We start from the raw sequence: 23,920 nt of genomic DNA on the forward strand, positions 1-23,920 counted from the left end.
CGTGCGGACCGATACACGGGTCACGCTCTCCGACATCCGGCGCCAACCGGCCTGAAAACACCGCAAGTGCGGGAAAGCCCCGCATTGCGGGCTTGGGCAGCCGTACGGGCGCTCAGGCGGCCTGCAGGCTGCCAGCACTCACGCGTTGCGACAGGCGCAGACGGCTGATGAAGCCGATCTGGCGCAGGGCTTCAACGAACTCCTGCTCGGTGTCGCGCTCGGCGCGCGAGGCCAGCTCGGCGAACAGGCCAACGCGCGTGTAGTGGCGCACGCAGGCGATGAAGGGAAAGCCATGGCGCGTGCGGTAGGCCTGGTTCAGCTCGGCCAGGCGCTCGCCCTGTTCCTGCGCCAGATCCCCCAGGCCTGCGCTTTGCTGCTCCTGCTGGGAGTCAACGGTCAGCGTGCCGGAGCGCACGGCACTTACCGACAGCTCGGGGTGGCCACAGAGAAAGCGCAGGGTTTGCTCGCGCGGGCTGCCATGCACGGCGGCCAGCATGGCCTGGTGCAGAGCGTCCAGGCTGACGAAGGGGCGCTGCTGTGCAGCCGCCTCGGCCACCCAGGGGGCGTATTCGAAAACCTCGCCGAGTGCGGCCGCAAAGGCCGCCTGCGTCATGGTGTTGAGCTCGTCGAGCGTGGGGATGGAGGGGGTAGTGGTGCTGGTCATGAAGCCAGTGTAGGAAGCGCATTTGCCGCCTCACAGTGCTGGCTTGTTATAGCCCGTATAGCAGCCGGCTACGTCGATGTCGTCAGCACCTGCGAGGCCTGATTGAGCAGTGCGCGCAGCCAGATATGGGAGGCATCCCGGTGCCGGGACGAATGCCAGAGCTGGTAGAAGCGCATGACGCGGTTGCCCATGGGCAGAGGCACCATGGCCAGCGGCAGCCGCCTTGCGTGGTAGGCCGCGAAATGGCGGCTGGTGGTCAGCAGCAGGTCGGTGCCCACCAGCAGGTCCGGCGCCATAGAGAAATGCGAGCACTGCACGCGGCCGTCACGGCTCACGCGCATGGTGCCCAGACTGCTCTCCACCACACCGCGCTGATCGGGCGAGTAAGGCGTGAACACCACATGCGCGGCCTGCAGATAGTGCTCGGCCGTGAGCCGGCCCGGCCCGGCCAGAGGATGCTTCTCGTCGAGCAGGCAGACCACCTCGTCCTCGAGCAGCGTGGACATGTGCAAATGCTCGGGCGGACTCGGCCAGTTGCCGATGACGATATCCACCTCGCCACTTTGCAGGGCCTGCTCGTAGTCGAAGTTCTGGCCCAGCGGCAGCAGGACCAGTCTCGCGCCCGGCGCCTGCGCACGCATGAGCTGGACCACGCGCGCCATGAAGGGCGGCGCCAGATAGTCGGGCATGGCGATGGTGAAGCGCAGCTGGGTGGTCTCGGCCACAAATTCCTTGCCGACGCTCAGCAGACCGTCGATCAACCCCAGCGCCGCACGTGCCTGCTCCACCGCCTGAAGCGCGCGCGCCGTCGGCACCATGCGGTTCTTGTCCCGCACCAGCAGCGGGTCGTTGAAGATGGCCCGCAAGCGCCGCAGCGCCGCGCTGATGGCCGGCTGAGACTGATTCAGGCGTATTGCCGCGCGCGACACGCTTTTCTCGCTGATCAAGGTGCACAGCACGCGCAGCAAATAGGTATCGAACGGTTCTTCGCTGCGAGACACGTGTTTTCCCTAGAGATATGCATTTTGCTATGCGGCTCATAGCAGGCGCTTAGTTTCGCATATCGCCACAAGTCGCGACCATGCAAGTGTCCGCAAACCCAACAACAAATTTCCGAGACAAGGACTTGCCATGAGTGCTCATCATGTGCCGATCAGCGGCACCGCTGCTTCCGTCGATCAGGTCGACGCCACCTATTCCAAGATTTCCTGGCGCCTGCTGCCCTTTCTGGGCGTGCTGTGGGTGCTGGCCTGGCTGGACCGCGTCAATATCGGCTTCGCCAAGCTGCAGATGCTCGACGACCTGAAGTTCAGCGAAGCCGTCTACGGCCTGGGTGCCGGCATCTTCTTCATCGGTTACTTCCTGTTTGAAGTGCCGTCCAACATGCTGCTGCAGAAGATAGGCGCCAAGAAGACGGTGATGCGCATCACCATAGGCTGGGGCCTGATCTGCATCTTGCAGGCCTGGGTGACGTCACCGACCCAGTTCTACATCCTGCGCTTTCTGATGGGCGTGTTCGAGGCCGGCTTCTACCCCGGCATCATCCTCTACCTGACCTTCTGGTATCCGTCCAAGCGCCGCGCCAAGGCCTTCGGCACCTTCATGTCGGCCTCGGCCATCGCCGGCGTCATCGGCGGCCCGCTGGCTGGCGGCATCATGACCTGGGCCGCAGGCGCGCACGGCATGCACGGCTGGCAGTGGCTGTTCATCATCGAAGGCATTCCCTCGGTTCTGGCCGGCATCTTTGCCTACTTCTACATGACCGACCGTCCCGAGCAAGCCAAATGGCTCACCGACACGGACCGCGCCGTCGTGCGCCAGCAGCTCGAGATCGACCAGAAGGCCCAGGGCGAGCGCCACAGCGACTGGCGCACCCTGTTCGGCAACCCCATGGTGTGGCTGCTGATCGCCGTGTTCTTCTGCCTGCTGTGCGCCAACTCCACGCTGACCTTCTGGATTCCCACCGTGATTCGCGAAGCCGGCTTCACATCCACCATGCAGGTGGGCTGGATCGCCGGTGCAGCCTATCTGCTCGGCGCGGCCGGCATGATCATCAACGGCCGCCATTCCGACCACCGTGGTGAGGTGCGCTGGCACTTTGCGGGCTCGGTCCTGCTGGGCGCCGCGGGCATGCTGGCCCTGGCCGTCACCATGGGCATGGACAGCATCCCCGTTGTGGTGGCACTGACGGCCATGGTTCTGGCACTGGTGGGCACCATGAGCGCGATTCCCGTCTTCTGGCAGATGCCCAATATGCTGCTCAGCGGCGGCGCAGCCGCCGTGGGCGTGGCGCTGATCAATTCGGTGGCCAATCTGGCCGGCTTCGGCGCCCCTTATCTGATGGGCGTAATCAAGGCCTCTACCGGCAAGGTCGCTCCGGGCCTGTACCTGGTGGCCATCGTGGAAGCCCTGGCAGCGGTTCTCGCCATCGCCTTCGTCGCCCGCATCCAGCGCCGCAAGAACGCCTGAAGGAGTCATCCCGCATGCATTCCACACACACATCAACCCCGTCGCGCCGGCAGTTTGCACTCTCGGGCCTGGCGCTCGGCGCCTCGGCCCTGACGGGCACACACGGCGCACTGGCCGCCGACAAGGCCCCGGTAGCGCCCGCCCAGGCCACCGGCCCCATCGTGCTGCATGGCGTCAGCCCGCGCCTGACCATGCATGCCGTGGACACCTTCCATGGTTCTGCGGCCACGGGCTTGCGCATCGACTTCTCGCGCTTCGACGGCGAGACCTATGTGCCGATACACAGCTTTGTCGTGAATGCCAACGGCCGTGCCGACGAACCGCTACTGATCGACGACAGCTACCGCAGCGGCCGCTACGAAATGCTGCTGCATGTGGACGAGTACTTTGCGGCCAAGGACGCCAGGCTGCCACGCCCGGCCTTTCTGTCCAAGGTTCCGGTGCGCTTCCAGATCGTGAACACCGCAGAGCGCATCCACCTGCCCATTCAGTTCGGCCCCTGGAGCTACACCTATTCGCGCGGCAGCTGAGGCCGCGACACCGCTCTATCGCAACCCACCGAAAGAACACCATGGCAGGCATCAGCACCCATGTACTCAACCTCACCAGCGGACGTCCCATCGCTGGCATGCGGGTGGAACTCTACGACGTAGCGCAGACCCCGGCGCAGCGCCTGAGCAGCACCCGCACCAATGCCGACGGCCGCACCGAAGCCCCCATGCTGCCCGCCGCCGCGGCCCGTACCGGGGACTTCGAGCTGCGCTTTTACACGGGCGAGCACTTCAAGGAGCCCACGGCGCTGTCGGAAGAAGTGCTGGTGCGCTTTTCCATCTTCGACGCGGCCCAGCACTACCACGTGCCCATGCTGTGCTCGCCGTGGTTCTTCAACACCTACCGCGGCAGCTGATTTTTACCAAGGAGAACAACTCTATGAAGAACGAAAACGAAAGCGGCAAATACCTGCTTGAATCCATCCGCCTGGCCATGGGCAATGTCAAGGGCCGCGAATCCGCGACCTGGCCCTTCGGCGCCGTGCTGGTCAGGGACGGCCAGGTGCTGGCCCGCGCCGTCAACCAGGTGGATGAGCTCTGCGACCCTTCGGCCCACGCCGAGATGCAGGCCCTGCGCATAGGGGCCAAGGCCCAGGGCAGCACCGATCTGTCGGGAGCCGTCATGTATGCCAGCGGCTACCCCTGCTCCATGTGCTACACGGCCATGCTGCTGGCCGGCGTGAAGCAGGTCTACTTCGCCTACTCCAACGAAGACGGCGAGCCCTACGACCTGTCGGCCGCGCGTGGCTATGTGGAACTGGCCAAGCCCGAAGACCAGCGCGAGATGGCCCTGATCGGCCAGCGCGTGCGCGACACGGGCGAAGACCTCTACGAGGCCTGGCAAAAGGCCGTTGCCACCACCGCCTGATCTACTGCCTGCGTCCTCTCTTCACAGCCCCGCGCGTTCCAGCCCGGGGCTTTTTTGCTTTTCAGCTGCGCCAGCGCGATCCACGCGGCACATGGGCCACAAGAAACTCCATCTGGTCGGCCAGAATGCGGCGGTTTCTCAGGATGAAATCCTCCCACAGCGTGGGCGTGTAGGGCGTGTAGAGCAGAGGCATGCGGGCCTGCTCCGGTGTTCTGGCCCCCTTGCGGTGGTTGCAGGCGCGGCAGGCCGTGACCAGATTCATCCAGCTATGCTGCCCGCCGGTGCTCACGGGGACAATGTGCTCGCGTGTGAGATCGCCCTCGTGGAATTGCCGCCCGCAATAGGCGCAGACACAGCGGTCACGTGCAAAAAGTTTGCCGTTCGTCAGCCCCGGCAGCAACTCGTGCGGGTTGATGTTCGGCATGCCCTTGGTGCCGATGATGGAGTTGATGTGAATGACTGACTGCTTGCCCGTCACCGCATTGTGGCCACCACGAAAGCAGGCGATTTCGACACCGGCTTCCCAGCGCACCTCTTCTGCTGCGTAATGCAGCGCCGCCTGCTCCAGCGTTACCCAGGACTGCGGCAGCCCCTGGGCTGTCAGCTTCAAGACTTTCACAACCAGCCTCCATACAGTCAAACTTGGACCACGGAAAACGGACAAGCGTCTTGGCGCTTTTGGGCACACTCATGCAGCCTCCACGGCTGCCTGATTTGAAGCAATATACTCTGAAACTATGTCAAATTGACGGCTTGTGTCGCATGCATCGGCGCCAGTTGCTATAAAGAACGAAGCAGTCCATGAAGATTTTCCGCGGTATCAATCATCCCGGCCTGGCCCCGGCCTGCGCTGTGACAATCGGCAATTTCGATGGTGTACACCGGGGACATCAAGCCATGCTGGGCCTGCTCAAGGCCGAGGCAGCCCAACGCGGCATCCCCAGCTGCGCCATGACCTTCGAGCCGCACCCGCGCGACTACTTTGCCAAGAAGCTGGGCAAGCCTGAGATGGCCCCGGCCCGCGTGGGCACACTACGCGACAAGCTCAGCCAGCTCGAGGTCTGCGGCGTCGATCAAGTCGTGATCCTGCCCTTCAACCAGGCTCTGGCCAGTCAGAGCCCCGAAGACTTCATTCAAGATGTGCTGATCTCTGGCCTGGGCGCCAAATACGTGCTGGTGGGCGACGACTTCCGCTTCGGTGCCAAGCGCGCTGGCGATTACGCCATGCTGGACAACGCCGGCCAGGCCCTGGGCTTTGATGTGGCGCGCATGAACAGCTATGAAGTCCATGGCCTGCGCGTCTCCAGCACGGCCGTGCGCGAGGCGCTGGCGGCCGGCGACATGCTTCAGGCCGCCAAGCTGTTGGGCCACCCCTACCGCATCTCGGGCCATGTGGTGCACGGTCGCAAGTTGGGCCGCAAGCTGGCCGAATCCATAGACGGAGCCGAGGACGGCTTTCGCACGCTGAATCTGCGCTTCGACCACTGGAAGCCTGCCGCCAGCGGCATTTTTGCCGTGCTGGTGCATGGTCTGACGGACAAGCCGCTGCAGGGCGTGGCCAACCTGGGCGTGCGCCCCTCGCTGGACCCCAACGACATCAACGGCGGACGGGTGCTGCTGGAGACCCACTGTTTCGATTGGCCCGCCCAACTGGGTGGAGAAGGTGCCTACGGTAAAATCATCCGCGTGGAACTTCTGCACAAACTGCACGACGAGCTGAAGTATGACAGTCTCGATGCCCTGACGGTCGGCATCGCCAAGGACTGCGATGACGCGCGCGCGTTTTTCGCCTCGGCCCACATACCGTCCCATACCTCGTCGCACACAGAGACTCGTCGCCAGACCACGCGCGACCGAATTTGACGCTCGCTGCTCGCACGTCCCAGGCGCAGCAGCGCACTGGCGCTCACCTCACCATTCACGCCCAGGCAGAACTGCCCGGGCATTGCATTGCTTTCAAGGTTTCCCATGTCTGATTCGAAGTCCAACAAGCCCGAAGCGTCCGCCTACCGCGCCACGCTGAACATGCCCGACACCCCCTTCCCCATGCGCGGCGACCTGCCCAAGCGCGAGCCTGCCTGGGCCAAGGAATGGGACGACAAGGGCATCTACAAGAAGCTGCGCGACGCCCGCAGCGGCGCGCCCAAGTTCATCCTGCACGATGGCCCTCCATACGCCAACGGCAAGCTGCACATCGGCCATGCGGTGAACAAGATCCTCAAGGACATGATCGTCAAGAGCCGCCAGCTCGAAGGCTTCGACGCGCTCTATGCACCGGGATGGGACTGCCACGGCCTGCCCATCGAGAACGCCATCGAGAAGCTGCATGGCCGCAATCTGCCGCGCGACGAGATGCAGGCCAAGAGCCGCGCCTTTGCCGCCGAGCAGATCGAGCAGCAGATGGTGGACTTCAAGCGCCTGGGCGTGCTCGGCGACTGGGATCATCCCTACAAGACCATGAGCTACGCCAACGAGGCCGCCGAGCTGCGCGCCTTGAAGAAGGTGATGGAGCGTGGCTTTGTCTACCGCGGCCTCAAGCCCGTTTACTGGTGCTTTGACTGCGCCTCCTCGCTGGCCGAGTTCGAGATCGAATACGCCGACAAGCAGAGCCAGACCCTGGACGTGATGTTCCCCGCTGCCGAGCCTGCCAAACTGGCCGCAGCATTCGGCCTGGACAAGCTCGACAAGGAAGCCTTCATCGTCATCTGGACGACCACGGCCTGGACCATCCCCGCCAACCAGGCGCTGAACGTCAACCCCGACCTGGAATACAGCCTGGTGGACACCGAGCGCGGTCTGCTGATCGTGGCCTCCGCCCTGGTCGAGAAATGCCTGGACCGCTGGAAGCTGGAAGGCAGCGTGGTCGCCACCGCCAAGGGCGAAAAGCTCGACCACATGCCCTTCAAGCACCCGCTGGCCCATGTGGACAAGGGCTTTGACCGCATCTCGCCCGTGTACCTGGCCGAATACGCCACCGCCGATGACGGTACCGGTATCGTGCACTCGGCCCCTGCCTATGGCGTGGACGACTTCAACAGCTGCATGTCCAACGGCATGGACTACAAGCAGATCCTGAACCCCGTGCAGGGCAACGGCGTGTACGCGGCCGACCTGCCCATGTTTGGCGGCCAGCATATCTGGAAGGCCGTACCCGTCATCCTCGACGCCCTGAAGGTCGCGGGCCGCCTGATGGACACCACCACCATCAGCCACAGCTACCCGCACTGCTGGCGCCACAAGACGCCCGTCATCTACCGCGCTGCCGCCCAGTGGTTCATCCGCATGGACGAAGGCGAAGGCGTGTTCACCGATCCCGCGCAAAAGCCCGAGAAGACCCTGCGCCAGATCGCGCTGGACGCCATCGAGCAGACCAACTTCTACCCGCAAAACGGTCAGGACCGCCTGCGCGCCATGATCGCCGGCCGTCCCGACTGGTGCATCTCGCGTCAGCGCAGCTGGGGCGTGCCCATCCCCTTCTTCCTGCATGTGGACACGGGCGCCCTGCACCCGCGCACCATGGAGATCATCGACCAGGCGGCTGCCATGATCGAGCAGGGCGGCATCGAGGCCTGGAGCCGCGTAAGCACCGAAGATATCCTCGGTGCCGAGGAAGCCCAAAGCTACACCAAGAGCACCGATATTCTGGAAGTCTGGTTCGACTCGGGCTCCACCTTCTGGCATGTGCTGCGCGGCACCCATCCCGAGCACCACCACGACAAGGGCCCCGAGGCCGACCTGTACCTGGAAGGCCACGACCAGCACCGCGGCTGGTTCCACAGCTCGCTGCTGCTGGCATCGGCCATCTTCGGCCGCGCGCCCTACCGCGGCCTGCTGACCCACGGCTTCACCGTGGACGGCCAGGGCAAGAAAATGTCCAAGTCGCTGGGCAACACCGTGGCCCCGCAGGATGTGTCCAGCAAGATGGGCGCGGAAATCATCCGCCTGTGGGTGGCCTCGACCGACTACTCGGGCGACCTGGGCATCGACGACAAGATCCTGGCCCGCGTGGTGGACGCCTATCGCCGCATCCGCAACACGCTGCGCTTCCTGCTGGCCAACACCAGCGACTTCGATGCGAGCAAGGACGCCGTGGCCTATGGCGAGATGCTGGAGATCGACCAGTTCGCGCTGGCCCGCTCGGCCCAGCTGCAGCAGGAAATTCTGGCCCACTACAAGGTCTACGAGTTCCACCCTGTAGTCGCCAAGATCCAGCTGTTCTGCTCCGAAGACCTGGGCGGCTTCTACCTGGACGTGCTCAAGGACCGCCTTTACACCAGCGCCCCCAAGAGCCTGGCACGCCGCTCGGCTCAGACCGCGCTCTACCAGATCACCCAGGCGCTGCTGCGCTGGATGTCGCCCTTCCTGTCCTTCACGGCCGAGGAAGCCTGGAAGATCGTGGGTCACAGCGAATCCATCTTCCTGGAGAAGTTCACCGAGCTGCCCGCCGGCGACGAAGGCCTGCTGGCCAAGTGGACGCGCCTGTGCGAGATCCGCAACCTGGTCAACAAGGACATCGAAGTGGTGCGTACCACCGGCGCCGTGGGCTCGTCCCTGCAGGCCGAAGTCACGCTCACGGCCGAGCCCGAAGACCTGGCCCTGCTGCAAAGCCTCAAGGACGATCTGAAGTTCGTCTTCATCACCTCGGCAGCGACTGCCGTGGCCGGCGATGCCCTGACCACCACCGTGAAGGCCAGCGAGCACGCCAAGTGCGAGCGCTGCTGGCATTACCGTGCAGACGTGGGCGTGAACCCCGAGCATCCCTCGATCTGCGGCCGCTGCGACAGCAATCTGCACGGCACGGGCGAAGTCCGCACCAAGGCTTGATCCGTCAAAAGTGAGCTGCCAGCGCTTGCTGGCAGCCATTTTCAGCATTGATTTATGCTGAAATCCTTTTGAATCAAGCGCTAACCGCTATCAAAAAACATTAGCAAAGAGCTGCCATGAGCAACACCCAGACCTCCTCCGCAGGCCTTGGCCGTATCTGGCCCTGGCTGCTGTGGGCGCTTGTCATCATCGGCGTGGATCAGATCACCAAGCAGATGATTCTGAGCCACTACCAGTATGGGGACTGGACTCCCATCACCAGCTTCTTCAACATCGTGCGCGCGCACAACACGGGCGCTGCCTTCTCCTTCCTCGCAGGCGGCAGCGGCTGGCAGCGCTGGCTGTTCGTGGCCATCGGCGTGATTGCCACCGTGCTCATCGTCTGGCAGTTGCGCAAGCACCCCGGCGAGAAGATGTTCTGCCTGTCGCTGTCCAGCATTCTGGGCGGGGCCATTGGCAATGTGGTGGACCGCCTGCAGCACGGCTATGTGGTGGACTTTCTGGACTTCTACTGGGGCAGCAGCCATTTCCCGGCCTTCAACGTGGCCGACATGGGCATCACGCTGGGCGCCATCCTGCTGATACTCGACGAGCTGCTGCGTGCAAGGCGCGCCAAGGCCCGGGCCTCCTAGGCACCGCTACTACCCATGGGCAAAGTCCGCTGTTTCTGAAGCAGACAGCGGGCTTTTTCATTGCATCGTGCCCGGCCCGGATGCCGCCGACGCATAGACAGGCTCATCGGCCCAGATCAGCCTGTCGTCCTTCCAGTAGCGCACGCTGATGGGCGTGGTGATGAAACAGTCATCAAACACCCAGTCCGCCAGCAGCAGACCGTTCAAGCGCCTGGGAAACAGGTTTTTGTCGAAGCTGCGGGGCTGCTCGCCGGCACTCAACTGCACCATGTTTCCGGGCTCGCAGCGCACCGTCTGACGGCCCGGGGCCGAGAATTCGTAGGGCCGATCCAGCTCCAGCAGCACCTGGTGGTAGACGCTCAGGGCGTTGACCCAGATATCGCCCAGTTGCACGGGATGGGGAAAGCGTATCTCCTTCAGCCCCTGCAGATCGAGCTGCCCGCGCCGCTTTGCTGCGCCCTGGGGCGCTTCGCGCTGGATATGGCTGCCCGCGGGCAGGACGATGTCGCCCCAGACCACGGGCCGCTCCAGCGTGATATGCGTCAGCCGTTTCTGCGCCGTCCTCTGCCGCTCCTGCCGATGATCGACCCAGGCAATCTGCGCCAGCCCCACCAGCGTGGCAATGGGCAGTATGGACAGCCATACGGCCAGCTCCCACTGCCAGATGCGCAGCGGCGGCCTGGGCCTGCCGCAGCGCACATGCCACAGCCGCCAGCCCCACCACAGCAGCAAGCCTACGGCTACCAGCGCCGCCAGCAGCGTCAAAAGAAAGCCCACAGCAGCAGCGTCGGGCAGTGAAGGAATCATGAAACCACCTTTTGATAGCAGCATAGGCAATGCAGACTTCAAAAGATTTCGGTTTTTTCCTATTTCGCATCCGTAGAAACGATGTTTTTAATATTTCGTTTTTGTTCTATTGTTTTCCTTATTCCGCACTTATTTGTGCGATAAGAGCGAGGCATCCAGGCAGAACCACCTCACTCAGCGGTATATTAGGTCGCTCCTTCGCGGGCAGAACATGAAGCATTTATTGAATCTTTTAGCAGCCATTGCCCTGTTGATCTGGGGCTCTCAGATGGTTCGCACCGGCGTTCTGCAGGTCTTCGGCGCCAACCTGCGCAATATTCTTGCCCGCAGCATGAGCAACCGTTTCTCTGCAGCGCTCTCGGGCATGGGCGTCACGGCTCTGGTGCAGTCGAGCACCGCCACCTCGCTGATGACCTCGTCCTTCGTCGGCCAGGGTCTGATCACCCTGCCCTCGGCCCTGGCCGTGATGCGCGGCGCCGATGTCGGCACGGCCCTGATGGCCGTGCTGTTCTCCACCGACCTCTCTTGGCTGTCGCCGCTGTTCATTTTTGTCGGCGTGGTGCTCTATATCTCGCGCAAGGATTCCAAGCCCGGGCGTATCGGCCGCGTGCTCATCGGCCTGGGCCTGATGCTGCTGGCTCTGCGCCTGGTGGTGGAAGCCACCGAGCCCTTGCTGCAGGCCCCGGCCGTGCGCACCCTGCTGGCCTCGGTCAGCAGCGATCTGTTCATGGAGTTGCTGCTGGGCGCGGTACTGGCCGTGCTGGCCTATTCCAGCCTGGCCGTGGTGCTGCTGATTGCGGCCATGGCCAGCTCGGGTGCCATTCCTCTGGATGTGGCGCTGGGCCTGACCCTGGGCGCCAACCTGGGCAGCGGCCTGGTCGCGGCGCTCACCACCGCCAAGTCGGCGGTGGAAGAACGTCAGGTCACCGTGGGCAATCTGCTGTTCAAGATCATGGGCGTAGCCATCGTTGCGCCCTTCATCGGACTGTGGACGCAGTACGCCCAGCCCTATCTGGCCAACGCCGGCCAGAACGTGGTGATGTTCCACCTGGCCTTCAACATCTTCAACAGCCTGTGCTTCATCGGCCTGACCCAACTCGTGGCCCGCTGGGTGACCGCCATGCTGCCCAAGCCCGAGGAGGAAAGCGCGGCCAAGCTGCTGCGCCCTCGCCACCTGGATCCCTCAGCCCTGTCCACGCCTTCGCTGGCCATCACCTGCGCCGTGCGCGAATCGTTGCACCAGGCCGACGTCGTGGAGTCCATGCTGATCGGCCTGCAGAAGGTCGCCGAGACCGACGATGCCAAGCTCTCCGTGGAAGTGCGCCACCTGGAATCCACGGTGGACGATCTGTACTCGGCCATCAAGTACTACATGACCAAGATCTCACGCGCCGAACTCGACGAGCGCGAAGGTCAGCGCTGGACGGAAATCATCAGCTTCACCATCAATATGGAGCAGATCGGCGACATCATCGAGCGCGTGCTGCTGGATCTGGAAGACAAGAAGATCAAGAAGGGGCGCCAGTTCTCGGCCGCCGGCAAGCTGGAGATTCACGAGCTGACCCAGCATCTGCTGGACAATCTGCGCCTGGCCATGAGCGTCTTTCTCAACGGCAATGTGCGCGAAGCGCAAAAACTGCTCGAGGAAAAAGCGCGCTTTCGCGATCTGGAGCTGGCCTACTCGGCCACCCACCTGGAGCGTCTGTCGCAGCACACGGTATCGAGCATAGAGACCAGCTCTCTGCATATCGACATGATCAGCGACCTCAAGCGCATCAACTCCCTGCTGTGCTCAGTGGCCTATCCGATTCTCGAGCAGGCCGGAGCCCTGGCACCCAGCCGGCTCAAGCCCACCGCCGTGGAGAGCCCGCGCTAGCGGCCTTGCCGTCCTACCAGTCCATGTAGGCGGCAAGCACCAGGGAGGCCTCCGGCGTGAAACAGCCCTGCAGCATCCAGCTCTGGACCTCGGCCAGATCCAGCCGCTCGAAACGCTGCACCTCGCCGTCCTGGTTCAAGGGCTGCAGCGCATCGGGCACCAGGGCCGAGAACCAGTCTATGCGCTCGACCATATAGCCCTGCCCCTCGGCTTCGTCGCTGGGCCTTGCAAACACCACCTGGCCACCATGCCTGAGCTGGCCCAGCTCGGCCACCCGCAGACCCGCCTCTTCCCAGGTCTCACGCGCCAACGCCTCGGCCAGACTGTCTGCTGCCGAGACCATGCCACCCATCAAGGTGTCCCACATGCCGGGGTTGTTGGCCTTGTCTTCTGCGCGCTGCTGCACCCAGAGCGCGCCGTCCGCGCAGACGCCCACCAGATGCACGGCCCAGGTGGCAATGCCCAGCGGCCGCACGGCACCACGCTCGACGGTCGCCAGTTGCCGTCCCTGCGCATTGCAGACCGCCAGTTGCTCGTTGCGCCACGCTCCAGCAAGGCCGGCACTGCGCATGGCCAGGGCCAGCCGGTTCAGATTCTCGGTCGCCCCGCCCTCGCCCTTCAGCAGCCATTGCCCGGCCAGCAGCCTCAGCGTTATTCCGTGCGCAGCCAGCAGATCGGCCCCCAGCTTTCGCGCAAAGTCTTCCTCGATACTACCGATCTGTTGATCGTCAATGCACAGCGGCTGGCGCGGACGCAGAGGCGGCCTGCTGGCCATGACATGTTGTGCCTGCAGCCATTGCTGCTGGAGCGGCGTGGTTTGCTGCTTCATGAAAAATCTCCCAAGCCTGCATTGTGCTCAGCTTCGCAAAACGGGAAGGCTTGCATCACTATTGAGGGTCGCCGGTTTGCCGCCAACTGCCGCCGCCACACGGTGTGACAGGCCCAAAGACCAACGGTCGCACGTTACAGTGGCAACCAATGAATTCCCCCCTGAAACCAGCCACAGTGGCCATGCTCAGCCTGGCTCCGGCACTGTGGGCCGGCAATGCCATCGTGGGCCGACTTGCTCACGACCTGATCTCGCCTTTCGCGCTCAACTTCCTGCGCTGGTGCATCGCCTTTGTGCTGCTGCTGCCGCTGGCGTGGCGGGTGCTGCGCAAGAACAGTCCAATCTGGCCTCTGTGGCGGCAATACATGATGCTGGGACTGCTGGGCATAGGCTGCTACAACGCCTTGCTGTATCTGGCGCTCAAGACCTCGACCCCGCTGAATGTGACGCTGGTGAGCTCCAGCATGCCGGTGTGGATGCTGGCCATAGGCCGGCTGTGCTGGGGCATTCGCGTCAGCCGCCGGCAGATGGGCGGGGCTTTGCTCTCGGTGCTGGGCGTGGCGGTGGTGATGTCGCGCGGCGACTGGCAGACGCTGCTCGATCTGCACTTTGTGCCCGGCGACCTATTCATGGTGCTGGCCACCATCGCCTGGGCCTTCTACACCTGGCTGCTGTCGCGCAGCAGCGGCCCACAGGAGGTGAAGTCGCACTGGGCCAGCTTCTTGCTCGCTCAGATCGTTTTCGGCCTGCTCTGGTCCGGCCTCTTCACGGGCGGCGAAGCCCTGCTGGGTGAGTTCCGCCTGGTTCCAGGTTGGCCGCTGCTGGGCAGCCTGCTGTTCATCGCCGTGGGCCCGGCCATTCTGGCCTACCGTTTCTGGGGCTTGGGCGTGCAGCGCTCCACGCCCGCCATTGCAGGCTTCTTCGGCAATCTGATTCCGCTGTTCACAGCCCTGCTGTCGATTCCCGTGCTCGGCGAAACCCCGCACCTCTACCACGCGCTTGCGTTTGCGCTGATCGTGACCGGCATCGTCGTGTCGTCCCGCAAATAGACCGCCGCCCCAGAAAAAAGCCCCGCAATGCGGGGCTTTGTCGTTTCGGTCGTCGATCAACGATCAGTAAGTGCCGGGGTACAGACCGCCGTCGGGCAGGATGTTCTGGCCCGTCATATAGCCAGCCTGGCGGCTGCACAGGAAGGCACAGATGGCGCCGAATTCTTCGGCCGTGCCAAAGCGCTTGGCAGGAATCTGTGCGGCCTGGGCCTGACGCACGGCATCCAGGTCCTGACCGGTCTTGTTGGCCGCTGCCTGATGAGTGGCCACCAGACGATCGGTGTCGAACTTGCCGGGCAGGATACTGTTGATGGTCACGCCCTTGGCAGCAATGCCCGAGCGCGCCAGGCCGGCCACAAAGCCCGTCAGGCCGCTGCGCGCGCCGTTGGACAGTCCCAGGATGTCGATGGGCGCCTTGACCGCGCTGGAGGTGATGTTGACGATGCGGCCGAAGCCACGCGCGGCCATACCGTCCACCGTGGCCTTGATCAGCTCGATGGGGGTCAGCATATTCGCGTCCACGGCCTTGATCCAGGCCTCACGGTCCCAGGTGCGGAAGTCGCCAGGAGGCGGGCCGCCGGCGTTGGTCACGACGATGTCGTAGTCCTTGCCCGGGCCGCCGGCGGCTTCGAACACTGCCGTGCGACCTTCTGGCGTGGTGATGTCTGCAGCGACACCGATGACCTTGATCTGAGGAGCAATGGCTTGCAGCTTCTGCACTGCCAGCTGCAATGTCTCGGCGCTTCTGGCATTGATGACCAGATTCACACCCTCTTCGGCCAGGGCCTTGGCGCAGCCAAAACCCAAACCTTTGCTGGCGCCGCAGACCAGAGCCCAGCGCCCGGAGATACCAAAGTCCATGTCAGTGTCCTTTCACACAGTTTCCAAGCCGGGCAAGCTGCCCGACACTATCAAAATCCATAGCTGCCAGCGCTTTATGGGCAAGCACCAACAGTCAATTCAACGTTCAATGACTGCGACCATGAAACAGCTTGTGATGCAGCCTGCGCAGCGACCACCAGACACCCAGTGCCACGACTGGAATGGCCATGGCCGCCGTCGACTCCGGCGACCAGGGCCAGCCCAGTTTCTGCCCGCCCTTGGCCAGATAGCTGATCAGGCCAGTGATGTAGTAAGTGATGGCCGCGACCGACAGACCTTCCACCGTGGATTGCAGCTTGAGCTGCGTGCCCTGGCGGTCGTTCATGGTGCCCAGCAGTTGCTGGCTGCTTTGCTGCTGCTCGATCTCGACGCGCGTGCGCAGCAGACTGCTGACGCGCGAGACTCGCTCGGACAGCGCATTCTGGCGGCGTGTCGCCCATTCGCAGGTCGCGCGCGCAGGCGTGAGGCGCCGATCCATGAATTCGCGAATGGTCTGTATGCCATCCACCCGCGTCTCCTGAATTTCCTGAATGCGCCTGTCCACCAGTTCGAAATAGGCGGAGCTGGCCGAAAAGCGCGAATGCGTGGCCGCATACTCGCTCTCCACCTGGCCGGCCAGCCGGGTCAGTCGGTCCAGCAGCGCCGGTTCCGTGTCGCGGTCTGCCGCGCGAATGGAGTTCGCCAGCTCGGCCAGCTCACGCTCGGCCGTGGCCAGCACGGCGGCAGCCTTGCGCGCGGCCGGCAGGCCCAGCAGCGCCGCCATGCGATAGGTCTCGATCTCCAGCACGCGCTGCACCAGACGGCCCAGGCGACGCGGCGAAAGATCGGCGCCCGCCAGCAGCAGCATGCGCGAGAAGCCGTCGGGATGAATCGCAAAGTCGGTGTAGATGGAGCCTGCGCCGCCGGAGACGCGTGAGCCAACCAGGGTGTCGGCATGCAGCATGTGGCGCATCAGATAGTGCGGGTCCACATCCTGCTCGTTCAGTGCCCACAGGTGCAGGCTGCTCAGGCACTGCCCCGGCAGGGCGGCCAGCCAGTCGCGAGGCACGGCATCGATGGCGGTCTCGGGCTCGCGCACATCGGCCACGCCGGCCTGCGCCATGGGCGTGGTGAAGGTCCAGGCCACAAACTCGGTGTGCTGCTCCCAGCGCAGGCGAAACGCGCCCAGGTCGATCAGCACATGGGTGGTTGCCGCATCGGGCAGGGGACGGTGGTGGTTGCGCAGCAGGGCCGCCACATGTTCGCGGCTGGCCTCGCGCTGTGCCGCATCGGTGAGCATCACGATATGCGTGATGGCCAGAGGGGCCTGCATGATTTCCGCAGGACGCGCGTGAATTTCGTTGTGCAGCAAGACCCGCTGGGGGTGCTGCGCGGGCAATAGAGACAAGGCCATGCAATCTTTCGAATAACTGCAGCTATTTTGCCGCCCTAATCCATGGCCCCCGAAACAAAGGTCCTCATATCAAAAAAGCGGCCCTTGCGGGCCGCTTTTGCGCTTGGTTCAGCAATCAGGCAAGACCATCAGTCTTCCACGAAAGCTTCTTCACGCTTGTTCTTCACTGCAGGCATCAGCACCACGACCAGCAGCACCAGGGCAGCGGCCAGCAGGCAGGCAGAGATGGGGCGGGTCACGAAGACCGACCAGTCACCACGCGACAGCAGCAGGGCACGGCGCAGGTTTTCTTCCATCATCGGGCCCAGGATGAAGCCCAGCAGCAGAGGAGCAGGTTCGGTACCCAGCTTGTGGAACACATAGCCGATGAAACCGAAGATACCCACCATCCACACGTCCCAGGCGTTGTTGTTGGTACCGTACACGCCGATAGCACAGAACAACACGATGGACGGGAACAGCCAGCGGTAAGGCACTGTCAGCAGCTTGATCCAGACGCCGATCAGCGGCAGGTTCAAGATGATCAGCATCAGGTTACCAATCCACATGGAGGCGATCAGACCCCAGAACAGTTCGGGGTTGCTGGTCATCACCTGAGGACCGGGCTGGATGTTGTGAATCGTCATGGCACCCACCATCAGCGCCATCACGGCGTTGGGGGGAATACCCAGGGTCAGCAGAGGAATGAACGATGTCTGCGAACCGGCGTTGTTGGCCGACTCGGGAGCGCACACGCCACGGATATTGCCTTGACCGAAAGGAACTTCGCCGGGCTTCAGCTTGGTCTTCTTTTCGATAGTGTAGGCAGCAAAGGCCGACAGCATGGCACCGCCACCAGGCAAGATACCCAGGGCCGAACCCAGGGCCGTGCCGCGCAGCATGGCAGGAATCATGCGCTTGAAGTCTTCGCCCGTGGGCATCAGACCGGTCACCTTGGCGGCGAACACTTCGCGCTCGTCTTCAGGCTTGGACAGGTTGGCAATGATTTCACCGTAACCGAACACACCCATGGCGATCACGACGAAGTCGATACCGTCGGTCAGCTCAGGAATATCGAAGCTGTAACGGGCAACGCCGGAGTTCACGTCGGTACCGACCATACCCAGCAGCAGACCCAGCACGATCATCGCGATCGCCTTGAGCAGCGAACCGGAAGCCAGCACCACAGCACCGATCAGACCCAGGGTCATCAGCGAGAAGTACTCGGCAGGGCCGAACTTGAAAGCGACTTCGGTCAGGGGAGGTGCGAAGGCAGCCAGAATCACGGTACCCACGCAGCCTGCGAAGAAGGAGCCGATACCGGCTGCCGCCAACGCGGGCCCCGCCCGGCCTTTTCGGGCCATCTGGTAACCGTCGATCACGGTCACCACAGAGGACGATTCACCTGGCAGGTTCACCAGAATGGCGGTGGTGGAACCACCGTACTGGGCGCCGTAGTAAATACCGGCCAGCATGATCAGCGCCGCCACGGGAGGCAGTGCATAAGTTGCTGGCAGCAACATGGCGATGGTCGCCACAGGGCCAATGCCGGGCAGCACGCCGATCAGCGTACCGAGCAGACAGCCCACAAAGCAGTAGATCAGGTTCTGGAACGTGAAAGCCACGCCAAAACCCGTCGACAAGTTCTGAATCAGATCCATGGACGATGCTCCTGATTAGCCAGCGATGAAGCTAGGCCACACGGGGAACTGCAGATTCAGCGCCCACACGAAAGCGAAATAGCTGCCGACCGCCAAAATGGTGGCCAGGATGGCTGTTTCCTTGAGGTTGAAGGTCTGACCGGCCATGCTGGCGATAAAGACCAAAGCGTAGATCGCAATGATCAGACCGAACTGGGGGATGCCCACAGCCGGTATGCCCACCAACAGAATGCCGAAGGCAAAGTTGGCAGCCAGCACGAAGAACACCGGCTTCCAGGCCCACTTACCGATCTTGTCACCACCTTCGGGGCCCTTGGTCAGGCCGCCGACACAGATGGCTGCACCCAGGATGGCCATAAGCACACCCAGGATCAGAGGGAAGTAACCTGGACCCATACGGGCGCCGGTGCCAATGGTGTAGTTGGACGCGCCGATCGCAAATGCGAGACCGACGGCCAAGAACATCAGACCGGAGAAAAAGTCTTTTTGGCTCTTGATTTTCACAAAACGTCTCCTTACGGAAATCACGACTTGGCGATTCTCGTGTCATAGATATGCCAAATTGATGTGGATTCCACCTACAAAGGGCATACCCTAATGCTGACGTTTTGCACCCATCTACTGTGGGCAAACCCGCTACCTGCCGGCCTTGCCTGACGGCCCTTGCGGGACAGCAAGCACTTGCAGCCTGGCCCTCAGATTTCGCTCATCAACGGCGTACAGGCCAGCACCTCTGGCAAGGTGGTCAGGCCTTCGGCGACCCGCAAGGCCCCTGCCAGACGCAGGGGACGCATTCCGTCCTGCACGGCCTGGCGACGCAGGACGTCCATCGACGGGGCATCGTGAATCTGCTTCTTGAGGGTCTCGGTGACCATCAGCAGCTCGTAAAGCCCCATGCGACCGCGATAGCCTGTCATGCGGCAGTCCTCGCAACCCACGGGCTTGTAGGGCTGGTAGCTGCCGGTCAGCTTCCAGGGCCTGACCGATTCGGCCAGATCCTCGGGCTTGGCATCTTCATCGCGCACCTTGCAGCTGGGGCACAGCGTGCGCACCAGGCGCTGGGCCAGCACGCCCAGCAAGGTGGCATTGATCAGATACGAGGGCACGCCCAGCTCCATCAGGCGGCTGACGGCACTGGGCGCATCGTTGGTGTGCAGCGTGGAGAACACCAGATGACCGGTCAGCGCGGCCTGCACCGCCATCTCGGCCGTGGCCAGATCGCGGATCTCGCCCACCATGATGATGTCCGGGTCCTGGCGCATCAGCGCGCGCAAGCCTTCGGTGAAGCCGAAGTCGAGCTGGGGCTGAACCTGGGTCTGGTTGAAGCTGGGCTCGATCATTTCGATGGGGTCTTCCACCGTGCTGACATTGACCTCCTCGGTCGCCACCCGCTTGAGCGTGGAATACAACGTGGTGGTCTTGCCCGAGCCCGTGGGACCGGTGACAAGGATGATGCCGTGCGGACGCTTGACCAGATCTTCCCAGCGCTGGGCATCATGGGCGCTGAAGCCCAGGGCATCCAGATTCTTGACCGTGTTCTCGGGATCGAAGATGCGCATCACCATCTTCTCGCCAAAGGCCGTGGGCAAGGTGGACAAGCGCATTTCCACTTCTTCGCCGCGCGGATTGCGCGTCTTGATGCGCCCGTCCAGCGGGCGGCGCTTTTCGACTACGTCCATGCGACCCAGCAGCTTGACACGCGCCACCATCGCATTCAGCACCCCCATGGGCATCTGATAGACCGGATGCAGCACACCGTCGATGCGAAAGCGGATCACGCCCTGCTCACGCCTTGGCTCCAGGTGGATGTCGCTGGCGCGCTGGTCGAAGGCATACTGCCACAGCCAGTCCACCACGCGCACCACGCCCTGGTCGTTGGCGTCGAGCTGCTTGTTGCTCTTGCCCAGCTCCACCAGCTGCTCGAAGCTCGCGCCGCCGGTCGCACCGCCGGCCTTCTCGGCAGCACGCACGGATTTGGCCAACGCAAAGAATTCCGCCGTATAGCGCTTGATATCCTGCGGATTGGCCACCACGCAGCGAACGCTGCGGTGCGCCTGCCGCTCGACCTCGCTCACCCAGTCCTTGATGAAGGGCTCGGCCGTGGCAATCACTACCTCCTTGGCCGTGACCTGCACGGGCAGCACCTTGTGGCGTTCGGCGTAGCTGGCGCTCATGATCTCACCAACTCGGCCTACATCCACGCGCAACGGGTCGATACGCAGATAGGCCAGGCCGCTGCGCTGGGCCAGGTACTGGGTCAGGGTTTCCAGATCCAGCGGTTGGTGCGTCAGGGCGCCGACAACACCCACATTGGCCAGACGCACCAGCGGCAGTTGCGCACTCTCGGCGGCCGAGCAGCGCGCCACCGTGCGCCCTGCCTCCTGCGCCGTGATCACACCGTCTTCCTGCAGCCATTGCACCAACGTGCGCCAGTCCAGAGGCCCCTGGTACTGGGCTGGCTTGACGGATCGGGGCAGGAGGGATTCAGTCAATGACATGGGCGGCTGCAGCAACAAAACTGCCTTGACTGTACCGCCATCGGCCCATGCTGCCGATCAGGACGTTGCATAACAGGCCGACGAAGGCCTTTTATCCCTTTTGTCTGATGCAGCTCAGGCGTATTCGTCCACCAGACCGCCCAGCCCACCCTGACCCGGATTGCTGCGACTTCTGCTCTGCACCGCCTCGTCCTGCTTTGACTGAACGGTTTCGGTGCCACGCTGAGCAACCTGTTGGGCTTGCTGCGCCTGCTGGTTCTGCAGGGCCTCAATCTGGGCCTGCAGCATCTGGATCTTGGCCTGCAGCAGTTGCGTCTGCTGCTTCTTGGTCTTGGCATCCGCGTCGCTGTTGGCGACTTCCTTGAGCTCGTTGGTTGCATCCTTGATCTGCTTTTGCAGCTGCTGGATACGCGATGCCGCGCCGGCCCCCGAAGAGGCTGAGCTGGCAGAACTGGAGGAGATGGCACTGATCGTCATGACCATATCATCGGCAGAAAACCGCCATCCTCAAGGCCGACACCAGGAATTTACTCAGGCTTTGCAATCAACCGGCTGCGCCGCGGCTGATGCGATCGACCTTGGCTCTGACCGTCTTGCTGCCGGCCTCGGCATCGCGGGCCGGCACAAACACCTTGGCCCAGCGTGTGGTGTTCAGATCCCAGCGCGCCTGCACCTGGTCACAGGCCAGATCCAGCTCGGCGCCCTGCAGCACACGCGGCCTGCGCTGCGCCAGCACCACGGTATTGCCCTCGCGCGTGGGGCGGAAGGCCCAGAGCGCGTCCTCACCAAAAGCCTGGGCCATCTGATCCAGGCTTTTGTCAAAGCTTGAGGAGCGGCCAAACAGATTGACGGTCATGACGCCGTCCTCGGTCAGCAGATTGCGGCAATCGGCATAGAACTCGGCACTGTCGAGCACGGGAGCCGCCGCTTCGTGGTCGTACAGATCGACGGCCAGTGCATCGACCGTGCCCTGCCATTCGGGCTTCTTGATTTCCTGGGCCGCATCGGCCAGTACCACCTGCAGCGTGCTGCTGTCGGGTGGTAGCTTGAACCAGCTGCGGCACACGGCCAGCACCTGAGGATTGAGCTCCACCGCCGTGGTCTTCATGCGCAGCTTCTTGTGACAGAACTTGGTGATGGCGGCGGCTCCCAACCCCAATTGCATGGCGTGCATTCGGGGCACTTCGGCTGGCTCGGTAAACAGCAGCCAGCCCATCATGCGCTGCACATATTCCAGGTCGATATCAAAAGGGTCGCGAATGCGCATGGAGCCCTGCACCCAGGGCGTTCCCAGATGCAGATAGCGGATATCGCCATCGTCGGAGACGCTGACTTCGGGCAGCTCCTGCGCGCTGCCCAGATTCTTGTCCTGCGCGGATTTGGCACCGCCACGGGTTTTACGGATCACTTTTCACACCAATCTTCAAAGCAGGCCATGGGCCGCCAGCGCATGGTGCCAGGCCTGCAGTTTTTTATCGAAAGACCAGCTGGCATTGGCCGGACTGGTCGAAGGCAGCTTGAGGGCCGTCAGCCCCAGCGCCTCGGTCTGGCGAGCATGCTTGTAGCTCTCGCCGCCGTTGTGCAATGCCAGCTGCAGATCCGGGCAGCGCTGGCGCAACCCGGCAAAGTCGTTGACCTGGGCACAGCGGATGGAGCTGTCCAGACTGCCCTCGCGCTCGCAACTCGCATACACGTCCCACAGGCCCAGACCACGCTCCAGCAGCCACTCGCAGCGGCCCACGTAGTCGGCGCGCGGCGGCTGCGCATGCTGAGGCCACAAGGCCTGCAGCAAAGGCCAGAACTGGTTTTGCGGATGGGCGTAGTACTGCGCCAGCTGCAGCGATTTCAGGCCCGGAAAACTGCCCAGCACCAGGGCCCGCGTGCGCACATCGGCCACCGCCGCCAGCCCCTGCCAGCGCGTGCCTGTCTCTGTCACGGTGGCAGAAGAATCCTCGGTCATGCCCTATTGTCGCCCAGCCATGCTTGGCATGACCCTTGGACTGATATTCGAAAAGATGAGCAGCTTCCACTTGACCTGCAACGGCCAGATGCTGTTTTACCTAAAAGAATGCCGGCAGGCCTGAGAGCGCTGCGCGTGCATTGGCCGTGCTGGCCTGTGCCAGCTGTTCAATGTCCATGCCGCGCAGCTGCGCAATCTCCGCCGCAATGCGCGGCAGCTCGGCCGAGCTGTTGCGCCCCTGAGGCTGGCCGGCCGCGCGCTGCTCGGCCGTGGTGTAGAGCCAGTGCGGCGGGATATCGGGCGCATCGGTCTCCAGCACCAGGGCCTGAAGCGGCAGGCTGGCTGCAAGCTCGCGCAGCTTGAGTGCACGCTCATAGGTGATGGCGCCGCCAAAGCCAAGCTTGAAGCCCAGGTCGATAAAGGCCTGTGCCTGCTGTGCGCTGCCGTTGAACGCATGAGCTATGCCACCCGCAACCCGGTGCTGGCGCAAGGTCTTGAGCAGACGATCGCTGCTCTTGCGCACATGCAGGATGACGGGCAGCTCGAACTCGCGAGCCAGCCGGATCTGCTGCTCGTAAAACCAGATCTGGCGCTGCTCATCCAGTCCGGGGACAAAAAAGTCGAGGCCAATTTCGCCCACCGCCACCAGATGCGGGTCGCCGCGCTGCTGGCTCAGCAGCTCGCGCAGCGCCGCGACATCGGACTCCTGGGCGCCGGGCGTGTAGAGCGGATGAATGCCCAGCGCATAGCTGTCCCCATGGCGATGTGCAAGCGCAATCACGTCCTGCCAGTGGCTGCGCTGCACGGCGGGAATGACCAGATGCGTGACGCCTGCGGCCTGCGCAGCGGCGCGCACGGCATCTCTGTCAGGCGCGAATTCGGGTGCATCGAGGTGGCAATGGGTATCTATCCAGGTGGGCATCTGCGCATCATGCATCGGCCGGGCTGTCTGCGCATGGCAGCATCGGCAGATGACAC

At 63.2% G+C, this 23,920-nt stretch carries 23 protein-coding genes; 9 read left to right on the plus strand and 14 right to left on the minus strand.

What is annotated here, in order from left to right; translation table 11 throughout:
- Positions 1-112: 112 nt before the first annotated feature.
- Positions 113-664 (minus strand): 2-oxo-4-hydroxy-4-carboxy-5-ureidoimidazoline decarboxylase, encoded by a 552-nt coding sequence (gene uraD, locus F3J24_RS11345; RefSeq protein ID WP_167006019.1) that lies wholly within the window; start codon positions 662-664, stop codon positions 113-115.
- A 68-nt stretch (positions 665-732) separates the two neighbouring features.
- Complete coding sequence (locus F3J24_RS11350; protein ID WP_167006022.1) at positions 733-1,665, minus strand: LysR family transcriptional regulator; 933 nt, start codon at positions 1,663-1,665, stop codon at positions 733-735.
- A 130-nt stretch (positions 1,666-1,795) separates the two neighbouring features.
- Here F3J24_RS11350 and F3J24_RS11355 point away from each other — a divergent pair, with 130 nt between their 5' ends.
- The 4 genes from F3J24_RS11355 to F3J24_RS11370 are packed head-to-tail and all read left to right on the plus strand — an operon-like array spanning position 1,796 to position 4,552.
- Positions 1,796-3,133: an MFS transporter gene (locus F3J24_RS11355; protein ID WP_167006025.1), complete on the plus strand. Its 1,338-nt coding sequence runs from the start codon at positions 1,796-1,798 to the stop codon at positions 3,131-3,133.
- 14 nt (positions 3,134-3,147) lie between these two features.
- Positions 3,148-3,663, plus strand: a complete 516-nt coding sequence (locus F3J24_RS11360) for a hydroxyisourate hydrolase (RefSeq protein WP_167006027.1) — start codon at positions 3,148-3,150, stop codon at positions 3,661-3,663.
- Between the two features lie 41 nt (positions 3,664-3,704).
- Complete coding sequence (gene uraH / locus F3J24_RS11365) at positions 3,705-4,040, plus strand: hydroxyisourate hydrolase (RefSeq protein ID WP_167006029.1); 336 nt, start codon at positions 3,705-3,707, stop codon at positions 4,038-4,040.
- Between the two features lie 23 nt (positions 4,041-4,063).
- A complete protein-coding gene (locus tag F3J24_RS11370; protein ID WP_167006031.1) occupies positions 4,064-4,552 on the plus strand; it encodes a nucleoside deaminase in 489 nt (162 codons plus the stop codon).
- A gap of 61 nt (positions 4,553-4,613) precedes the next feature.
- On the opposite strand, the gene F3J24_RS11375 is transcribed toward F3J24_RS11370, so the two are convergent.
- Positions 4,614-5,171, minus strand: coding sequence for an HNH endonuclease (locus F3J24_RS11375; RefSeq protein WP_167006034.1), 558 nt, complete (start codon positions 5,169-5,171; stop codon positions 4,614-4,616).
- A 182-nt stretch (positions 5,172-5,353) separates the two neighbouring features.
- Here F3J24_RS11375 and F3J24_RS11380 point away from each other — a divergent pair, with 182 nt between their 5' ends.
- The 3 genes from F3J24_RS11380 to lspA all read left to right on the plus strand — a co-directional run bounded on the left by F3J24_RS11380 (position 5,354) and on the right by lspA (position 10,008).
- The gene (locus tag F3J24_RS11380) at positions 5,354-6,415 is read left to right on the plus strand and encodes a bifunctional riboflavin kinase/FAD synthetase (RefSeq protein WP_167006037.1); all 1,062 of its coding nucleotides are present in this window, start codon (positions 5,354-5,356) and stop codon (positions 6,413-6,415) included.
- 105 nt (positions 6,416-6,520) lie between these two features.
- The gene (ileS, locus tag F3J24_RS11385) at positions 6,521-9,376 is read left to right on the plus strand and encodes an isoleucine--tRNA ligase (protein ID WP_167006040.1); all 2,856 of its coding nucleotides are present in this window, start codon (positions 6,521-6,523) and stop codon (positions 9,374-9,376) included.
- 116 nt (positions 9,377-9,492) lie between these two features.
- Positions 9,493-10,008 carry a signal peptidase II gene (lspA, locus tag F3J24_RS11390; RefSeq protein ID WP_167006043.1) on the plus strand — a complete coding sequence of 172 codons (516 nt, stop codon included), beginning with the start codon at positions 9,493-9,495 and terminating at the stop codon, positions 10,006-10,008.
- Positions 10,009-10,065: 57 nt separating this feature from the next.
- On the opposite strand, the gene F3J24_RS11395 is transcribed toward lspA, so the two are convergent.
- Entirely contained in the window at positions 10,066-10,815 is a 750-nt protein-coding gene (locus tag F3J24_RS11395) for a hypothetical protein (RefSeq protein WP_167006046.1), read from the minus strand.
- 211 nt (positions 10,816-11,026) lie between these two features.
- Between F3J24_RS11395 and F3J24_RS11400 the strand changes: the two genes are divergently transcribed.
- Positions 11,027-12,691: a Na/Pi cotransporter family protein gene (locus tag F3J24_RS11400; RefSeq protein ID WP_167006049.1), complete on the plus strand. Its 1,665-nt coding sequence runs from the start codon at positions 11,027-11,029 to the stop codon at positions 12,689-12,691.
- A gap of 13 nt (positions 12,692-12,704) precedes the next feature.
- On the opposite strand, the gene F3J24_RS11405 is transcribed toward F3J24_RS11400, so the two are convergent.
- On the minus strand, positions 12,705-13,520 hold the full coding sequence (locus F3J24_RS11405; protein ID WP_167006052.1) for an NUDIX domain-containing protein: 816 nt from the start codon (positions 13,518-13,520) through the stop codon (positions 12,705-12,707).
- Between the two features lie 149 nt (positions 13,521-13,669).
- Between F3J24_RS11405 and F3J24_RS11410 the strand changes: the two genes are divergently transcribed.
- Positions 13,670-14,569 (plus strand): DMT family transporter, encoded by a 900-nt coding sequence (locus tag F3J24_RS11410; RefSeq protein WP_167006055.1) that lies wholly within the window; start codon positions 13,670-13,672, stop codon positions 14,567-14,569.
- Positions 14,570-14,632: 63 nt separating this feature from the next.
- Here F3J24_RS11410 and F3J24_RS11415 read toward each other — a convergent pair whose 3' ends face one another.
- The 9 genes from F3J24_RS11415 to F3J24_RS11455 form a co-directional block, all read right to left on the minus strand.
- Positions 14,633-15,430: an SDR family oxidoreductase gene (locus tag F3J24_RS11415; protein ID WP_167006058.1), complete on the minus strand. Its 798-nt coding sequence runs from the start codon at positions 15,428-15,430 to the stop codon at positions 14,633-14,635.
- Between the two features lie 106 nt (positions 15,431-15,536).
- On the minus strand, positions 15,537-16,844 hold the full coding sequence (locus F3J24_RS11420; protein WP_167006062.1) for a DUF3422 family protein: 1,308 nt from the start codon (positions 16,842-16,844) through the stop codon (positions 15,537-15,539).
- A 128-nt stretch (positions 16,845-16,972) separates the two neighbouring features.
- Complete coding sequence (locus F3J24_RS11425; RefSeq protein WP_003058274.1) at positions 16,973-18,484, minus strand: tripartite tricarboxylate transporter permease; 1,512 nt, start codon at positions 18,482-18,484, stop codon at positions 16,973-16,975.
- Positions 18,485-18,499: 15 nt separating this feature from the next.
- Positions 18,500-18,988: a tripartite tricarboxylate transporter TctB family protein gene (locus F3J24_RS11430; protein ID WP_167006065.1), complete on the minus strand. Its 489-nt coding sequence runs from the start codon at positions 18,986-18,988 to the stop codon at positions 18,500-18,502.
- A gap of 191 nt (positions 18,989-19,179) precedes the next feature.
- Positions 19,180-20,982: a GspE/PulE family protein gene (locus F3J24_RS11435; protein ID WP_167006068.1), complete on the minus strand. Its 1,803-nt coding sequence runs from the start codon at positions 20,980-20,982 to the stop codon at positions 19,180-19,182.
- Positions 20,983-21,096: 114 nt separating this feature from the next.
- Positions 21,097-21,459 (minus strand): FlxA-like family protein, encoded by a 363-nt coding sequence (locus F3J24_RS11440; protein ID WP_167006071.1) that lies wholly within the window; start codon positions 21,457-21,459, stop codon positions 21,097-21,099.
- 67 nt (positions 21,460-21,526) lie between these two features.
- Complete coding sequence (locus F3J24_RS11445; protein WP_167006074.1) at positions 21,527-22,390, minus strand: spermidine synthase; 864 nt, start codon at positions 22,388-22,390, stop codon at positions 21,527-21,529.
- A 15-nt stretch (positions 22,391-22,405) separates the two neighbouring features.
- Positions 22,406-22,942, minus strand: a complete 537-nt coding sequence (locus F3J24_RS11450; RefSeq protein ID WP_167006076.1) for a DNA-deoxyinosine glycosylase — start codon at positions 22,940-22,942, stop codon at positions 22,406-22,408.
- Positions 22,943-23,042: 100 nt separating this feature from the next.
- Positions 23,043-23,864 carry a TatD family hydrolase gene (locus F3J24_RS11455; RefSeq protein ID WP_167006079.1) on the minus strand — a complete coding sequence of 274 codons (822 nt, stop codon included), beginning with the start codon at positions 23,862-23,864 and terminating at the stop codon, positions 23,043-23,045.
- Positions 23,865-23,920: the final 56 nt, after the last annotated feature.

Source organism: Comamonas sp. Tr-654 (assembly GCF_011752915.1).
Lineage (GTDB): Bacteria > Pseudomonadota > Gammaproteobacteria > Burkholderiales > Burkholderiaceae_C > Comamonas.

Excerpts from the sequence above, each read along its gene's own strand:
- F3J24_RS11405 (WP_167006052.1), bottom strand. The coding sequence starts at position 13,520 with ATGAAGCAGCAAACCACGCCGCTCCAGCAGCAATGGCTGCAGGCACAA.
- F3J24_RS11400 (WP_167006049.1), top strand. The coding sequence starts at position 11,027 with ATGAAGCATTTATTGAATCTTTTAGCAGCCATTGCCCTGTTGATCTGG.
- F3J24_RS11370 (WP_167006031.1), top strand. The coding sequence starts at position 4,064 with ATGAAGAACGAAAACGAAAGCGGCAAATACCTGCTTGAATCCATCCGC.
- lspA (WP_167006043.1), top strand. The coding sequence starts at position 9,493 with ATGAGCAACACCCAGACCTCCTCCGCAGGCCTTGGCCGTATCTGGCCC.
- F3J24_RS11395 (WP_167006046.1), bottom strand. The coding sequence starts at position 10,815 with ATGATTCCTTCACTGCCCGACGCTGCTGCTGTGGGCTTTCTTTTGACG.
- uraH (WP_167006029.1), top strand. The coding sequence starts at position 3,705 with ATGGCAGGCATCAGCACCCATGTACTCAACCTCACCAGCGGACGTCCC.
- F3J24_RS11440 (WP_167006071.1), bottom strand. The coding sequence starts at position 21,459 with ATGACGATCAGTGCCATCTCCTCCAGTTCTGCCAGCTCAGCCTCTTCG.
- uraD (WP_167006019.1), bottom strand. The coding sequence starts at position 664 with ATGACCAGCACCACTACCCCCTCCATCCCCACGCTCGACGAGCTCAAC.
- F3J24_RS11435 (WP_167006068.1), bottom strand. The coding sequence starts at position 20,982 with ATGTCATTGACTGAATCCCTCCTGCCCCGATCCGTCAAGCCAGCCCAG.
- ileS (WP_167006040.1), top strand. The coding sequence starts at position 6,521 with ATGTCTGATTCGAAGTCCAACAAGCCCGAAGCGTCCGCCTACCGCGCC.
- F3J24_RS11355 (WP_167006025.1), top strand. The coding sequence starts at position 1,796 with ATGAGTGCTCATCATGTGCCGATCAGCGGCACCGCTGCTTCCGTCGAT.
- F3J24_RS11415 (WP_167006058.1), bottom strand. The coding sequence starts at position 15,430 with ATGGACTTTGGTATCTCCGGGCGCTGGGCTCTGGTCTGCGGCGCCAGC.
- F3J24_RS11410 (WP_167006055.1), top strand. The coding sequence starts at position 13,670 with ATGAATTCCCCCCTGAAACCAGCCACAGTGGCCATGCTCAGCCTGGCT.
- F3J24_RS11420 (WP_167006062.1), bottom strand. The coding sequence starts at position 16,844 with ATGGCCTTGTCTCTATTGCCCGCGCAGCACCCCCAGCGGGTCTTGCTG.
- F3J24_RS11425 (WP_003058274.1), bottom strand. The coding sequence starts at position 18,484 with ATGGATCTGATTCAGAACTTGTCGACGGGTTTTGGCGTGGCTTTCACG.
- F3J24_RS11450 (WP_167006076.1), bottom strand. The coding sequence starts at position 22,942 with ATGACCGAGGATTCTTCTGCCACCGTGACAGAGACAGGCACGCGCTGG.
- F3J24_RS11455 (WP_167006079.1), bottom strand. The coding sequence starts at position 23,864 with ATGCCCACCTGGATAGATACCCATTGCCACCTCGATGCACCCGAATTC.
- F3J24_RS11380 (WP_167006037.1), top strand. The coding sequence starts at position 5,354 with ATGAAGATTTTCCGCGGTATCAATCATCCCGGCCTGGCCCCGGCCTGC.
- F3J24_RS11360 (WP_167006027.1), top strand. The coding sequence starts at position 3,148 with ATGCATTCCACACACACATCAACCCCGTCGCGCCGGCAGTTTGCACTC.